This window comes from Microbacterium phosphatis (assembly GCF_049177115.1).
Classification (GTDB): Bacteria; Actinomycetota; Actinomycetes; order Actinomycetales; family Microbacteriaceae; genus Microbacterium; species Microbacterium phosphatis.
In genome coordinates this window covers 2,659,891-2,674,472 of the sequence record NZ_CP185370.1, presented here as the reverse complement: position 1 = coordinate 2,674,472, position 14,582 = coordinate 2,659,891, and the positions used below count along the sequence as shown (strand labels likewise).

General features: G+C 71.8%; 14 protein-coding genes. 11 read left to right on the top strand and 3 right to left on the bottom strand.

What is annotated here, in order from left to right:
* The first annotated feature begins 66 nt into the window (after positions 1 to 66).
* The 4 genes from ACOKGD_RS12745 to ACOKGD_RS12730 all read left to right on the top strand — a co-directional run bounded on the left by ACOKGD_RS12745 (position 67) and on the right by ACOKGD_RS12730 (position 3,786).
* Positions 67 to 1,338 carry a sensor histidine kinase gene (locus ACOKGD_RS12745; RefSeq protein WP_342337597.1) on the top strand — a complete coding sequence of 424 codons (1,272 nt, stop codon included), beginning with the start codon at positions 67 to 69 and terminating at the stop codon, positions 1,336 to 1,338.
* Entirely contained in the window at positions 1,326 to 2,003 is a 678-nt protein-coding gene (locus ACOKGD_RS12740) for a response regulator transcription factor (RefSeq protein ID WP_342337595.1), read from the top strand. Before ACOKGD_RS12745 ends, ACOKGD_RS12740 begins: the two co-directional genes overlap by 13 nt.
* On the top strand, positions 2,000 to 2,902 hold the full coding sequence (locus ACOKGD_RS12735; RefSeq protein ID WP_342337593.1) for a hypothetical protein: 903 nt from the start codon (positions 2,000 to 2,002) through the stop codon (positions 2,900 to 2,902). The genes ACOKGD_RS12740 and ACOKGD_RS12735 overlap by 4 nt, the downstream gene beginning before the upstream one ends.
* Before the next feature lie 92 nt (positions 2,903 to 2,994).
* Positions 2,995 to 3,786 (top strand): siderophore-interacting protein, encoded by a 792-nt coding sequence (locus tag ACOKGD_RS12730; protein ID WP_342337591.1) that lies wholly within the window; start codon positions 2,995 to 2,997, stop codon positions 3,784 to 3,786.
* 136 nt (positions 3,787 to 3,922) lie between these two features.
* Here the strand turns inward: ACOKGD_RS12730 and ACOKGD_RS12725 are convergent, their stop codons facing one another.
* Positions 3,923 to 4,753 carry a nitroreductase family protein gene (locus ACOKGD_RS12725; protein ID WP_342337590.1) on the bottom strand — a complete coding sequence of 277 codons (831 nt, stop codon included), beginning with the start codon at positions 4,751 to 4,753 and terminating at the stop codon, positions 3,923 to 3,925.
* 46 nt (positions 4,754 to 4,799) lie between these two features.
* Positions 4,800 to 5,705, bottom strand: a complete 906-nt coding sequence (locus tag ACOKGD_RS12720) for a transglutaminase-like domain-containing protein (protein WP_342337589.1) — start codon at positions 5,703 to 5,705, stop codon at positions 4,800 to 4,802.
* A gap of 206 nt (positions 5,706 to 5,911) precedes the next feature.
* Here ACOKGD_RS12720 and ACOKGD_RS12715 point away from each other — a divergent pair, with 206 nt between their 5' ends.
* The 5 genes from ACOKGD_RS12715 to ACOKGD_RS12695 all read left to right on the top strand — a co-directional run bounded on the left by ACOKGD_RS12715 (position 5,912) and on the right by ACOKGD_RS12695 (position 9,846).
* Positions 5,912 to 6,799, top strand: a complete 888-nt coding sequence (locus ACOKGD_RS12715; RefSeq protein WP_342337588.1) for a formate/nitrite transporter family protein — start codon at positions 5,912 to 5,914, stop codon at positions 6,797 to 6,799.
* Between the two features lie 101 nt (positions 6,800 to 6,900).
* A complete protein-coding gene (locus ACOKGD_RS12710) occupies positions 6,901 to 7,245 on the top strand; it encodes a helix-turn-helix domain-containing protein (RefSeq protein ID WP_342337587.1) in 345 nt (114 codons plus the stop codon).
* A 75-nt stretch (positions 7,246 to 7,320) separates the two neighbouring features.
* Complete coding sequence (locus tag ACOKGD_RS12705; RefSeq protein ID WP_342337586.1) at positions 7,321 to 7,941, top strand: ClpP family protease; 621 nt, start codon at positions 7,321 to 7,323, stop codon at positions 7,939 to 7,941.
* Positions 7,938 to 8,528, top strand: coding sequence for a ClpP family protease (locus tag ACOKGD_RS12700; protein WP_342337585.1), 591 nt, complete (start codon positions 7,938 to 7,940; stop codon positions 8,526 to 8,528). Before ACOKGD_RS12705 ends, ACOKGD_RS12700 begins: the two co-directional genes overlap by 4 nt.
* Before the next feature lie 37 nt (positions 8,529 to 8,565).
* The gene (locus tag ACOKGD_RS12695) at positions 8,566 to 9,846 is read left to right on the top strand and encodes an alpha/beta fold hydrolase (RefSeq protein WP_342337584.1); all 1,281 of its coding nucleotides are present in this window, start codon (positions 8,566 to 8,568) and stop codon (positions 9,844 to 9,846) included.
* A 144-nt stretch (positions 9,847 to 9,990) separates the two neighbouring features.
* On the opposite strand, the gene ACOKGD_RS12690 is transcribed toward ACOKGD_RS12695, so the two are convergent.
* On the bottom strand, positions 9,991 to 10,896 hold the full coding sequence (locus tag ACOKGD_RS12690) for a Bax inhibitor-1/YccA family protein (RefSeq protein WP_342337583.1): 906 nt from the start codon (positions 10,894 to 10,896) through the stop codon (positions 9,991 to 9,993).
* A gap of 157 nt (positions 10,897 to 11,053) precedes the next feature.
* On the opposite strand from ACOKGD_RS12690, the gene ACOKGD_RS12685 reads away from it, so the two are divergent.
* Positions 11,054 to 12,064 (top strand): glycerophosphodiester phosphodiesterase family protein, encoded by a 1,011-nt coding sequence (locus ACOKGD_RS12685; protein WP_342337582.1) that lies wholly within the window; start codon positions 11,054 to 11,056, stop codon positions 12,062 to 12,064.
* A 48-nt stretch (positions 12,065 to 12,112) separates the two neighbouring features.
* Positions 12,113 to 14,566, top strand: a complete 2,454-nt coding sequence (locus ACOKGD_RS12680) for an ATP-dependent helicase (RefSeq protein ID WP_342337581.1) — start codon at positions 12,113 to 12,115, stop codon at positions 14,564 to 14,566.
* Positions 14,567 to 14,582: the final 16 nt, after the last annotated feature.

The following is a 14,582-nucleotide window of genomic DNA, read 5'->3' as shown; positions in this document are numbered from 1 at the left end:
AACCCCGAAGCCAAGCGTCGGGCCCGCTCGGTGCCGGGCGCACGAGCCGGGTCATAGCTTTGAGCCATGACCACTTCCTCCGCTCCCGCCCGGCCCACGCCGCGACGGCTGCTGGCCGCCACGGCGCATCTCGCGGCGGTCGGCGCCATCGGCCCCGTCATCGCCGCGGGCGTCGGGCTCCTGCTCAGCATCGGCGTCGCGACGCTGCCCATCATCGGCATCGGCCTCATCGCGCTCGTCGCCCTCGTCTACGTCCTCTTCGGGATCGGCTGGGTCGAGACCGCGCGCATCGACGGGCTGTACCAGGTGGGTCTGCCGCAGCTCCGTCTGCGCCGCGCCCCGCGGCCCGGCTTCGGCGGCTGGCTGCGCGCCCTCTGGGCGCAGGCGATCGACGGATCCATGTGGCGCGCCATCGCGAACCTGATCGTGTCGAGCCTCACGGGTCTGCTCCTGCTGTTCGTCGTGCGCCTGATGATCACCTCGGCGATCGTCGCGTTCGCCCCGCTGTTCGCCTCGGACGGCGTCGTCGAGATCCTGGGCTTCGAGATCCTCGCCTCGTGGGCGCCGCTCGTCGGCGCGATCCTGTTCGTCGCCTCGCTCGCGGCGATCCTGGGGCTGGCGCTGCTGCACGGGGTGATCGCGCGAGCGATCCTCATCCCGTCGCGGGAGGCCCAGCTGGCCGCCCTGGCCCGCGACGCCGACCAGCAGGCGCGACAGGCGCAGGATCAGCGAGCCGGCGCCGTGCGCGCCGCCGACGTCGAGCGCACGCGCATCGAGCGCGACCTGCATGACGGCGTCCAGCCGCGACTCGTGTCGATCGGCATGACGCTGGGCCTCGCCCAGCAGAAGATCGACACCGACCCGGGCAAGGCCAAGGAGCTCGTCTCCGAGGCGCACACCTCGACGAAGGCCGCGATCACCGAGCTGCGCCAGCTGGCGCGTGGCATCCACGCCTCGGTGCTGGACGACCGCGGGCTCGATGCGGCGCTGTCGGCCCTGGCCGGACGCTCGCACGTGCCGGTGAAGCTCGATGTGCGCATCGACGGCCGCTGCAGCCGCGACGCCGAGGCGGCCGTGTACTTCGCACTCGCGGAGTCGCTGACCAACGCCGCCAAGCACTCCCGCGCCACCGAATGCCGCGTGACGGTGCGTCGCCGCGACGACGGGACGCTGTGGGCCCGCGTCGAGGACAACGGCATCGGCGGCGCCCAGGTGCTGCCCGGCGGTGGCCTCGACGGCATCGTCAACCGCGTGACCGCCGCCGGCGGCACGATCCGCCTGGACAGCCCCCAGGGCGGTCCGACGTCGCTGGAGGTGAGCGTCCCGTGCGCATCCTGATCTGCGAGGACTCGGTGCTCCTCCGCGAGGGCATCGTCCGTCTCCTCGAGGACGCCGGCCACACCGTGGTCGCGGCCCTCCCGGACACCCAGGAGCTGACCGAGACGGTCGCCTCGACCTCGCCCGACCTGGCGATCCTGGACGTCCGGCTGCCCCCGACGTTCACCGACGAGGGCATCCGCGCCGCCATCTCGCTGCGGTCCGCGCACCCTGCCCTCGCGGTGCTGGTGCTGTCGCAGTACGTCGAGGAGCGCTACGCCAGCGAGCTGATCACCGGCGGCCAGGGCTCGCTCGGCTACCTGCTCAAGGATCGCGTCGCCGACGTCGCCGAGTTCCTCGAGTCGGTCGAGCGGATCGGACAGGGCGCGACCGTGCTCGACCCCGAGGTCGTCGCGCAGCTGCTCACCCGGCGCGCTCAGGACGACCGACTCGCCCGCCTCACCGAGCGCGAGCGCACCGTGCTCGCGCTGATCGCCGAGGGGCGCAGCAACCAGGCGATTGCCGCGACGCTGTTCCTCTCGGAGGCGAGCGTCGAGAAGCACATCACCGCGATCTTCCAGAAGCTCGGCCTCGAGCCCGACGAGAACGGCAACCGCCGTGTGCTCGCGGCGCTCGCCCACCACGAATTCGGCGGCGGAACGCCGCAGACAGGAGCCGCACGATGAACGCCATGCTCACCCCTCCGCCGGTCGGGCCGGCCTCGCCCGCCCCGGCACCGCAGGGATCCTCCCCGCAGCCCGCAGGCCCCACCGGTCCCGGGTCGCGGGGGTCCGCGGGCCGCGTGATCTCGGTCGTCGCGATCGTGGTCGGATCGCTCGTCCTCGTGGGCGCCGTGGTCCCGACCATCCGCGGCGCGATCGCCGAGGCGACACGCACCACCGAGGTGCTCACGGCGGATGTCACCGGTGTCACCGGCCTCGAGCTCGACGGCGCTGCGGCCCACGTGACACTCGACTTCTCGGACGTCGACGAGGCGCGGCTCTCGCTCGAGGGCGTGCGCGGCGACTGGCGCATGGAGCGCGACGGCGACGAGCTGGTCGTGCGCAGCGGCGACGGCTTCTTCGGCGGCGGCTGGGGCGACTGGGGCGTCTTCGGCCGTTCGGAGGCCGACGAGCGCGTGGTGCTCACGCTGCCGTCGTCGCTGCGGGGGATGGACGCCGACCTGTCGCTCGGCGCCGGAGAGCTGATCGCCGACGGCGAGTTCGGGGCCCTCGACATCGACCTCGGGGCCGGATCCGTCGACGTCACCGGATCGGCGGATCACCTGTCGGTGGACATGAGCGCCGGGTCGGCCGAGCTCGACCTCGCCGGTGTCCGCGACGCCGAGCTCAGCCTCGCCGCGGGCAGCTTCACGGGTCAGCTCACGGGGCGCGCCCCCGACCGCGTCGACCTCGACGTCAGCGCGGGCGAGCTCGATCTCACGCTGCCCGATGAGGCGTACGCCGTGACGCAGGACGTCACCGCGGGTCAGTTCGACAACGGCCTCACGGTCGACCCGGGATCCGACCACGTGATCACGGTCGAGGTCTCGGCGGGTCGGGTGTCGTTGCGTCCGGCGCCGTAATCGGTCGGAGCACGAGGCGAGGCGACCCTATGATTAGGGTCGCCTTACTTCGTGTTCTCACGTCGTCCCCCCCGCTACCGACAGGAGCCCCTGTGGCCTTCGCCGATGCCCGGAAGACCCGCGGTCACTACCTCGCCGAGGTCGTGCGCAGCGAACGGGTCACCCCGCACATGCAGCGCGTGACGGTGGCGGGTGACGAGCTCACGAGGCTGCCGCGGCACGGGTTCGACCAGTGGTTCCGCCTGTTCCTCCCTCGCGAGGACGGCACCACCGACTTCGACGCGGTCCCCGAGGGGTTCGGCATGGCCGGGTACCTGAAGTACCTCATGGCGAGCTCTCACACCCGCCCGCTCTTCCGGGCGTACACGGTGCGGGGGCACCGCCCCGAGAGCGGCGAGGTCGACATCGACTTGGTCGCGCACGGCGACGCGGGTGTCGCCGGCCCGTGGGCCCAGCGCGCCCAGCGCGGTGAGCGCGTGATGCTGCTCGACCAGGGGCGCGGGTTCGAGCCGCACCCTTCGGGGGAGTACCTCCTCGTCGGCGACGAGTCGGCCCTCCCCGCCGTTGCGGGGATCCTGCGCGACCTGCCCCGCGACGCCAGGGGCATCGCGCTCGTCGAGATCCCCGACCCGGACGACGCCCAGCCGCTGGAGGCCCCCGAGGGGGTCGAGGTGCGCTGGCTGCCTCGTGCCGATCCGCTCGCGCAGCCCGGGCGGCTCGCCCTCGAGACGCTGCGCACGATCGCCCCCGTGCTGCCGGTCGGCGTCTACATCGCGGGGGAGCAGACCCTCGCCGCCGAGGGACGCCGCCACCTCGTGGCCGCGGGCGTCCCCAAGCACGACATCGCCTTCACCGGCTACTGGAAGGTCGGCCGCGCCGGTTGACTAGTCCTCGGCGGGCCGACTAGTCCCGCCTGGACTAGTGAACCCGCGCGGGACTAGTCAACGGCCGAGTGGACGCACCGCGACGCACGAGTGGCCCACCCGGGCCGCGCTCGGCGGCGACGCACCGCGCCGCCGCTCACCGCGACGGGAGGCCGCGGCGCTCGAGGGCCGCGCGCGCGGTCTCGCGCCCGTGCAGGCCGCGCAGGTCGCGCACGCGGGCGGTGACCGCGGCGATCCAGCTCGTGCCCGCACGCGCCTGGGAGGCGTTGTAGCGGGCCAGCTCCTCGTCGTACGCCTCGGCATCGGCGAGGGCGACCTCGCGGTAGTGCTCCCGCGCGTGCACCACGTGCGGCGCGAGGCGCGGCTTGATGCCTGCCGAGTCGGCGGGCCAGCCGAGGGCCACCCCGAACGCCACGGCGGCGCCCTGGGGCAGGCCCACGATGTCGGCGGCGGCCTCCGGGTGGTTGCGCAGCGATCCGAGGTACGACGTGCCGAGGCCCAGAGCCTCCGCGGCGAGCACGGCGCTCTGGGCGGCGATGCCCGCGTCCACGAACGCGACGAGGGTCGACTCGAGGTAGCCGACCGCCTCCGATCCGGCGCCGTGCGACCCGGCGATCGCGGTCGCGCGCGCCCAGTCGGCCACGAACACCAGCACCACCGGCGCGTGCGCGATGAACGCGCTGCCGCCCGCCTCGTACACCAGCCGCCGCTTCGCCCCCGCGTCGCGCACCTCGACGACGCTCCAGCTCTGGTTGTTCGACGAGGACGACGCCGACTGCGCCGCCGCCACGATCGCGGCGATGTGCTCGTCGGAGACCACCCGATCCGAGTACGTGCGCACCGTGTGGTGATTCAGGATCAGCCGCAGCGTCTCGCTGGCCAGGATGTCCGGATCCGTGATCTCGGGGGCTGCGCGTCCGTAGCGGGCGCGCAGCAGTGCGGGGACGTCGGGGAGGGTGTCGGTCACGCGGCAAGGATAGGCATGCCCGGCGGGGGCGGGGGCCGCCCGGGACTCAGAGCGTCACGTGCGCGGGCGGGCCGCCGAAGGGGTCCATGGTCAGGATCCGCGGGCCGGGGTGCAGACCCGGATCGGACCGGTACCGCTCGAGGAGGCGGCGCTCGGCGTCGAGGTCGCCCGCGTCGGCCGCGAGCAGCAGGGCGGCGATCTCGTCGGCGAGTGCGGCGTCCTCGTCGCTGACGGGCGCATCGGGAGGGGCGATGCGGCCCCAGGCGTCCCAGAGCAGCAGCTCGTCGCCGAACCGGTGGGCGACCTCGTAGATCACCTCGCCGTACAGGAAGCCCGCCCCGCCCACCTCCGGCACATCGGGGTGGACGCCGTAGCGCGAGGCGTCGATCTCGCCGCGCCGGTACGCCACCCAGGCCTGCGCCGCCGTGGTGAAGCCGGTGGCGTCGGCGGCCTCCAGCGCCATGTCGAGCGGCGTCGCCAGCTCCGGAGAGGGCGCCTCGACCTCCGGGTCGAACCGGCGCCAGCCGCCGTCGATCCACGCCTCGACGATCACGTGGTCGTGGTGGAAGCCCCCGGTGAAGTACCCCGCGAACCCGACGCGGCTGCGCGCGGGGATGCCGTGCTGGCGCAGGGCCCCGACGCAGAGCAGGGTGTGATCGCGGCAGCAGCCCTGCACCCGCGTCGCGAGCTCGCGCTCCTCGGCCAGCGGCGCGGCATGCCGTTCCTGGTCGGTGTCGAGGATCGCCCGCAGCCAGCGCGTGTTGATGTCGCCGCGGGTGGCCTCCGGCAGCTGCGGCTGGAACGCCCGATAGTGGACGATCACGTTGCGCGCGACCTCCCCGAGCGCGCCCGGATCCGTCGGGAGCTCGTCGAGCAGCGCGGCGTGCGCCCCCGGATCGGAGTACGCGGTGTGGGCGGCGTGGTCGATGACCGAGGGAACGACGGTGTCCATCCGACCATGGTGCGCCATCCGCCGCCCGCGGGGAAGCATGCGCTCGCCGCCCCGCGGAAGATCCCGCCCACGACGGCCCGCGGCGCGGATCTCACCGTGCCCCCGTCACGCGCGTGAGCGGATCGGCGCACTCGTGTAACGCGGGGGATCCGCCGCCCGAAACGACCGCGCGCCACGCTGGGATCACCCAGCCCCGAGGAGACCCCATGTCCTACGTGAAGCCCGCCGAACTGATCACCCGCATGATCGACGCCGGCGAGTCGAAGATCCTGCTCTCGACGCGGGACACGCTGATCCGCGCCTTCATGGGCGGGGCCATGCTGACCCTCGGCGCGGCGTTCGCGGTGACCGTCTCGACGCAGACCGGGCAGCCGCTGCTCGGTGCGCTGCTGTTCCCCGCGGGCTTCGTGCTGCTCTACCTGCTCGGCTACGACCTGCTGACGGGGGTGTTCACCCTGGCGCCGCTGGCGCTGTTCGACAAGCGCCCCGGCATCACCCTCGGCGGCATCGGGCGCAACTGGGGCCTGGTGTTCCTCGGCAACTTCGCCGGCGCGTTCCTCGTGGCGGTGTGCATGGCGATCTACTTCACGTACGGCTTCACGACCGAGCCGAGCGCGGTGGGTCACGCCATCGGCGAGATCGGCCACGGCCGCACCCTGGGGTACGCCGAGCACGGGGCCGGCGGCATGCTCACCCTGTTCATCCGCGGCATGCTGTGCAACTGGATGGTCTCCACCGGCGTCGTCGCCGCGATGATGTCGACCTCGGTGCCCGGCAAGGTCCTCGGCATGTGGCTGCCCATCATGCTCTTCTTCTACATGGGCTTCGAGCACTCGGTCGTCAACATGTTCCTGTTCCCGACCGGCCTGCTGCTCGGCGCCGACTTCACGCTCGTCGACTACCTGGTGTGGAACGAGATCCCCACCGTCATCGGCAACCTCGTCGGCGGCCTGACATTCGTCGGCCTGATGATGTACGCCACCCACGGACGCACCGCCCCCCAGCGCGTCGTCCTCACCCGTCCCAACGGCAAGAGCTTCGCCGCCTCGCCGACGCGGGTGCCGGCGCACATGCTCGACCAGATCGACGCCTGATCCGATCCGGGCGCACGGCCCCGCACAGGCCGCGAGCGCACCCCGTTCTGCCCACGGCGGAACGGGGTGCGATCGTGCGGGGTGGGTGCCTACCGTGAGGCATGGCCGAACTGCTGCCGCTGCGCACCCCGTCACCTGTCACGGACCCGGATCCGCTGTGGCGCCACCTCGTCGGCGAGCGGCTGCGGCGCATGAGGCACGCGCGCGGTGAGCGGCTGGCCGATGTCGCCCGCCGCGCGGGGATCTCGGTGCAGTACCTGTCGGAGATCGAGCGCGGCCGCAAGGAGGCCTCGAGCGAGATGGTCGCGGCCGTCCTCGGCGCGCTCGACGGCACGCTCCTCGACTTGACCTCCGGCGTCGCCGAGGATCTGCGCGCGACCGCCGGCGGCGGGGCCGCTCCCGTCGCGGCGCCGGCCGGGGCTCAGCTGCTCGCGCTCGCCGCCTGAGCGGTTCTGCCGTCGGCCGATCGGCCGAGGGCGGATCCGCCCCCACCGCGGCCGCCGTCGCCTCAGGCTGGCGGCATGGCTGAAGAAGGAAAGATCCCGCAGTTCACCGCGGAGGCACGCCGGGCGCTCTACCTGCGTCGTGTGCTGATGCTCGACGGGCCCCTCGACGACGACAACGGCACCCTGCTGCTCACGCAGCTGCTGGCCCTCGCCGACGACGACCCGGTCTCCGACATCGCGCTCTGGATCCACTCGCCAGGCGGCTCGGTGCCCTCGATGCTCGCGATCCGCGACGTCATGCGCCTGATCCCGAACGATGTGTCGACCCTGGCGGTCGGACTCGCCTGCAGCGCCGGCCAGTTCCTGCTGTCGGCGGGGACGAGAGGCAAGCGGCGCGCGATGCCGCACGCGCGGATCCTGCTGCATCAGGGATCCGCCGGGATCGGCGGCACGGCGGCGGACGTCGAGCTGCAGGCCGACGACCTGCGGCACATGCGCGACACCGTGCTCGGGCTCATCGCGGACGACACTGGCCAGCCGCGCCAGCGGGTCTTCGAGGATTCGCTGCACGACCACTGGTACACCGCGAAGGAGGCCGTCGACTACGGATTCGTGGACGGCGTGGTCGACAGCTTCGCCGACGTCATGCCCGCGCAGCGCCCGCGCATCGGGATGCGGGCGGAGGCCGTCGCGTGAGCGGCTACGCGATCCCGAACGTGATCACGCGCGACCCGCGCGGCGAACGGATCATGGACGTCTACTCGCACCTGCTCGCCGAGCGTGTGGTCTACCTCGGCACGGCGATCGACGCGGGCGTCGCGAACGCGCTGATCGCGCAGCTGCTGCACCTCGAGTCCGACAGCCCCGGCCGCGAGATCCAGCTCTACATCAACTGCGAGGGCGGTGACCCGTCGGCCATGCTCGCCATCCACGACACGATGCGGTACGTGCGCCCGGCGGTCGCGACGACGGTGGTGGGGCAGGCCGTGGGCGCCGGCGCGGTGCTGCTGGCGGCCGGGGCCGCGGGGCGCCGCTCGGCCCTGCCGCATGCCCGCATCGTGCTGCACCAGCCGGGGGCGCAGAGTCGCGGAACGATCCCCGACCTGATCCTGCACGCCGACGAGCTCGTGCGCGTCCGGGGCGACATGGAGGGGATCCTGTCTGCGCACACCGGCCGCTCGCGCGAGCAGCTGCGCCATGACACCGACCGCGATCGCGTCTTCACGGCCGAGGCCGCGGTCGAGTACGGCCCGGTCGACCGGGTGCTCGCGCAGCGGGAGTGACCGCTCGCGGTCACGTCCCGCGGGGGAGGATGGATCCATGACCGCCTTCTCGTATCGGATGCGCGACCGCGTGATCCGGGATCACACCGTGACCGTCCCCCTTGACTGGAACGACCCCTCGCGGGGCGAGATCGAGGTGTTCGCGCGCGAGGTGGCCGACGTCGACCGGCAGGATGCGCCGATCCTGGTCTTCCTGCAGGGCGGGCCCGGCGGGAAGGGGCCGCGGCCGATGCCCGGCGCCGACTGGATCGACGAGGTGCTGCAGTCGCACCGGCTGCTGCTGCTCGACCAGCGCGGCACGGGGCGGTCGACGCGTGTGCAGGCGTCGTCGATCGCGGGGATGACGGCGCAGGAGGCCGCGTCTTTCCTGCAGTGCTTCCGCGCCGAGCAGATCATCGCCGACCTCGAGCACCTGCGGCGCACGGTGTTCGGCGGCGTGCGCTGGCAGACGCTCGGCCAGAGCTACGGCGGCTTCCTCACCCTGACCTACCTCTCGTTCCACCCCGAGGCCGTCTCGGCGGCGTACGTGACGGGCGGCCTGACGTCGTTCGAGCCGGATCCCCGGGACGTCTACCGGCGGACGTTCCCGCGCGTGGCCGCCAAGACCGCCGAGTTCTATCGCCGCTACCCGCAGGACGCCGATGTCATCGCCCGCGTGGTCGACGCGGTCGAGAACGGCGACGTGCGGCTGCCGAGCGGCGACCGGCTCAGCGCCCGCCGCCTCCAGACCCTGGGCATCGACTTCGGCGTGCAGCCGGGCTTCGAGCGCCTGCACTGGCTGTTCGACGAGGCCTTCACCGCCGGGGGGCGCCTGAGCGACGGCTTCCTGGCGGAGGTCGACGCGCTCACGCAGTACTGGCGCGGCCCGCTCTACGCGCTGCTGCAGGAGGAGATCTACGCGTCCGGTGCGGGCGCCACCGCGTGGGCGGCCGAGCAGGTGCGTCTCGAGCTCGGCGGGCTCTCGGCGACCGAGACCCCGATGCCGTTCACGGGGGAGATGTTCTTCCCATGGCAGTTCGACGAGATCGCCTCGCTGCGCCCCTTCCGCGACGCCGCCCACGCGCTCGCCGAGCGGGAGGATCATCCGGCCCTCTACGACGCCGATGCGCTGCGCCGCAACGAGGTGCCGATCGCGGCCGCCATGTACTTCGACGACATGTACGTCGACTTCGGCTACGCCCAGGAGACCGCCCGCGTCGTCCCGAACACCCACCTCTGGGTGACGAACGAGTACGAGCACGACGGCCTCCGCCAGGACACCCGGGTGGTGCGCGCGCTGATCGATCGCGTCATCGCCGAGGGCGGCCCGCTGCGGTAGCGCGCGGCTTCCGAGGGGATCCCGGATCGTCAGGGCCGGATCCCCGCGATCGGCCCGGAGAACGCGGGATCCCCGGAGGAACCGGGCGCCGCACGACGAAGGCCCCGTCCGAGTGGACGGGGCCTTCGTGGGTGAAGCGGTGCGTCAGTCGTTGCCGCGCAGGATCGCGAGGATCCGCAGGATCTCGACGTAGATCCAGACGACGGTCGCGACGATGCCGAACGAGGCCTTCCAGCCGAGCTTGCGGGGGGCGCCGTTGCGGGCGCCGTTCTGCACGAACTCGAAGTCCATCACGAGCGAGTAGGCGCCCATCAGCACGGCCAGCACGCCGATGATGACGCCGAGGGGCATGCCCATGATCTCCATCGAGCGGATGCCCCAGGCCAGGTCGCCGAAGGTGCCGTTGCCGAAGGGGATGTTGCCGCCGAACCACATGAGGCCGAGGTTCAGGAGGCTGAAGACGCCGTAGCCGAGCAGGGCCACGAGGAAGATCTTGTTGGCGCGGGGCGAGGTGCGCACCTTGCCGCTCGAGAACAGCGCCAGCGTCACGCCGACGACCGCGACCGTGGCGAGCGTGGCCTGCAGGACGATGCCCGGGAAGGTCATCTCCATGATCAGCGAGAACGCGCCGATGAACAGACCCTGCGCCGCCGAGTAGGCGAGCACGAGGCCGGCGCCCGGCAGCTTCTTGAAGGCGTTGACGAGGCCGAGCACGAAGCCGGCGAGGGCGCCCACGAGCGCGAGGCCCATGCCCATCCCGGGGTTCGTGGTGGTGAAGAACCACCCGGCAGCGGCCGCGACGAGCAGCACGGCGAATGCGGCGACGGTCTTGTGGATCGTGTCCTCGACCGTCATGCGGCCGGTGTCGATCGCGCTGGCGGCGGGGGCCGAGAACATGCCGTCGAGGTGCTCGGCGGGCGGGGCGGGCGGCACGAGGCCCGCGTTCTGCTGGCGGGCGTCGAAGCCCGGGCCGTACGGCGACGACGAGGGCGCAGCCGGGGGACGCGTCGACGTCTGGAACGCGGGGTCAGTGAATCCGAACTTGGCCATGATGGTCAGCTCCAATGGTTTCCATGCAGCGTCGTCAGACGCCGTGGGTCCAGATTACTCAGGGATTCTTATGCCTGGGCTGGACATTTCCGCCCCCGGCTACGCCGCCGGCGAACGTTCCCGGGCCCTCCTCGCGGCCCCGACCTAGGCTGTTCGCATGCCTCGCCGCCTTCCGCTTGTGATCGGCCACCGGGGAGCCCCGGGGTACCGGCCGGAGCACTCGCGTTCGTCCTACGACCTCGCCGTCGAGCTGGGCGTCGACGCGGTCGAGCCCGACATCGTGGCTACGCGCGACGGGGTCCTTGTGGTGCGCCACGAGAACGAGATCTCCGGCACGACGAACGTCGCCGATCATCCGGAGTTCGCCGACCGCCGCACCACCAAGACGGTCGACGGCGTGAAGCTCACGGGCTGGTTCACCGAGGACTTCACCTGGGGCGAGCTGTCCACGCTCCTCGTCCGCGAGCGGATCCCGCACATCCGCCCCCGCAGCGCGACCTTCGACGACTCGCAGCCCATCCTGCGGCTCGTCGACGTGCTCGAGCTGGTGCGCGCTGCGTCGCTCGAGCAGGGCCGCGAGATCGGGGTGGTGCTGGAGGTCAAGCACGCGACCTACTTCGAGCGGATCGGTCTCGATCTGGTGCCGATGATCCTCGCCGACCTGCGGGCCACGGGCTGGGACACGGGCGACCTGCCGCTGGTGGTGGAGGCGTTCGAGTCGACCGTGCTGCGTCGGCTGCGCGAGGCGGGCCTGGCGGCGACGTACATCTATCTGCTCGAGGCGAAGGGGACGGCGTTCGACCTGCAGATGGCGCTGGGGGACGCCGCGCCGACGTACCCGGCGACGGCGACGCCGGGCGGGCTCGACCGCCTCGTCGGGGCCGTCGACGGCATCAGCGTCGACAAGCGGATGATCCTGGCACCGGATCGGATGGGCCGCGCGACCGGGCCCTCGCCGATCGTCGCCGACGCCCACGAGCGGGGTCTGCAGGTGTTCACCTGGACGGCCCGCCCCGAGAACGGCTTCCTGCTGAAGGGGTTCCGCGGCCCGGGCGGCAAGCCGGCGTTCGGCGACTACGAGGCGGAGTGGGACGTCATCCTCCGCTCGGGCGTCGACGGCGTCTTCGTCGACCACCCGGACCTCGGGCTGGCGTTCTTCCGCGAGTAGGACGCCCACAGGGGAGTGTCGGCACCCCGCCGTAGACTCGAAGGCGCCATGAGCGACGCGTCAACTCCCCTTATCGTCCCTGCCGGATCCGGTCCCTCCTTCGGGGCGTCCGGCGCCGCATCCGGGGGTGCCGACGAGCTGCTCGAGGGGCTCAATCCGCAGCAGCGCGAGGCCGTCGTGCACCGCGGTCCGGCCCTGCTCATCGTCGCCGGCGCGGGATCGGGCAAGACGCGGGTCCTGACGCACCGCATCGCGTCGCTGCTGCGCAACCGCGAGGCGTGGCCCAGCCAGATCCTGGCCATCACGTTCACCAACAAGGCCGCGGGCGAGATGCGCGAGCGCGTCGCCCAGCTCGTGGGCGAGAGCGCGAAGGGCATGTGGATCTCGACGTTCCACTCGGCGTGCGTGCGCATCCTGCGCCGCGAGGCCGACCAGTTCGGGTTCACCAAGGCGTTCACCATCTACGACTCGGGAGACTCCCGGGCGCTCATCAAGCGCCTGGTGAAGGAGCACGAGGCCGACGCGCTGGGCCTCACCCCCGCCGCCGTGCAGTCGAAGATCTCGAAGCTCAAGAACGAGCTGGCCGACGCCGACTCGTACGCGCGCGACGCGAACATGAACGACCCGGTCGAGCGCATGTTCGCGACGCTCTTCCGCGAGTACCAGCGCCGCCTGCAGAAGGCCAACGCCTTCGACTTCGACGACCTCATCGCCCAGACGGTCTATCTCTTCCGCGCCTTCCCGAAGGTCGCCGACGTCTATCGCAAGCGGTTCCGCCACATCCTGGTCGACGAGTACCAGGACACCAACCACGCGCAGTACGCCCTGATCCACGAGCTGACGCGCCCCGTCACCGACAGCTCCGACGTCGGGGGCGGCATGCTCGCGCTGATGGACGAGGCCGAGGGCGCCTCGCTCACCGTGGTCGGCGACTCCGACCAGTCGATCTACGCCTTCCGCGGCGCCGACATCCGCAACATCAGCGAGTTCGAGCGCGACTTCCCCGGGGCGAAGGTCGTGCTGCTCGAGCAGAACTACCGCTCGACGCAGAACATCCTCACCGCGGCGAACTCGGTGATCAGCAACAACTTCGACCGCAAGGACAAGAAGCTCTGGAGCGACCAGGGCGACGGCGAGAAGGTCATCGGCTTCACCGGCTACTCGCAGCACGACGAGGCGCAGTTCGTCGCCGACGAGATCGAGGCGCTGCGCGGCAAGGGCACCCACTACGGCGAGATGGCCGTGTTCTACCGCACCAACTCGCAGTCCCGTGCGCTGGAGGAGATCTTCATCCGCTCGGCCGTGCCGTACAAGATCATGGGCGGCACCAAGTTCTACGAGCGCCAGGAGATCAAGGACGCCCTCGCCTACCTCGTCTCGGTGGCGAACCCCGCCGACGAGATGGCGCTGCGCCGGATCATCAACAAGCCGCGTCGGGGCATCGGCGACGTCACGGTCGAGAACATCTCGTCGTTCGCCGAGCAGCACGACATCACGTTCCGCGACGCCCTCGCCCACTACGCGCACCTGGGCTTCGGGCCCAAGATCCAGGGCGCGATCGCGCAGCTGCACAACGTGCTCGTCGAGGCGCAGGAGATCCTGCTGCCGTCGGACGGCGAGATCCCGCCGCCCACGTCGGTGGCCGAGGGTCTGCAGGTGCTGCTGAACAAGTCCGGCTACATGGATGCGCTGCGCGCCAGCCGCGACCCGCAGGACGAGGCGCGCATCGAGAACCTCGACGAGCTCGTCGCGGTGACCCGCGAGTTCGCGCGCAACAACCCCGAGGGCACGATCCTCGACTTCCTCACCGAGGTCGCGCTCGTGGCCGACAGCGACGATCTCGACGACGAGTCCGGATCCGTCTCGCTGATGACGCTGCACACCGCCAAGGGCCTCGAGTTCGACACCGTGTTCCTCACGGGCGTCGAGGAGGATCTGATCCCGCACCGCATCTCGGCGGGCGAGCCCGGCGGCCCGCAGGAGGAGCGCCGGCTGTTCTACGTGGGCATCACCCGCGCGCGCAAGCGCCTCTATCTGTCGCTGGCGATGACCCGCGCGCAGTTCGGCGAGGTGTCGGTGGCGATGCCCAGCCGGTTCCTGCAGGAGATCCCCGCCGACCTGATCCACTGGCGCCAGTCGCCCGGCGACGTCAACTCGCGCGGGGGCACCCAGTCGCGCGCGCTCAACGCGCGCCGGCCCGGCGGCGGCTTCGGCGGCTCGGGCACATCCGACCGCTGGGGCGCCAAGCCGCTGCCGGCCGGCGGCGGGCTCAAGCCCAAATCGACCGCGATGGACAAGTTCCCCGGCATCGTCACCAACAAGGTGCGCGACAACGGCGATCTCGAACTGGCCCCCGGCGACCGGATCCGTCACGACGACTTCGGTGAGGGGCGCGTCGACGTGGTCACGGGCGAGGGTGCGAAGCGGATCGCCCACGTCCGCTTCGACTCGGCCGGCGCCAAGAAGCTGCTCATCAAGATCGCCCCGATCGAGAAGCTGTAGCGCCCCGCCCGCGGCG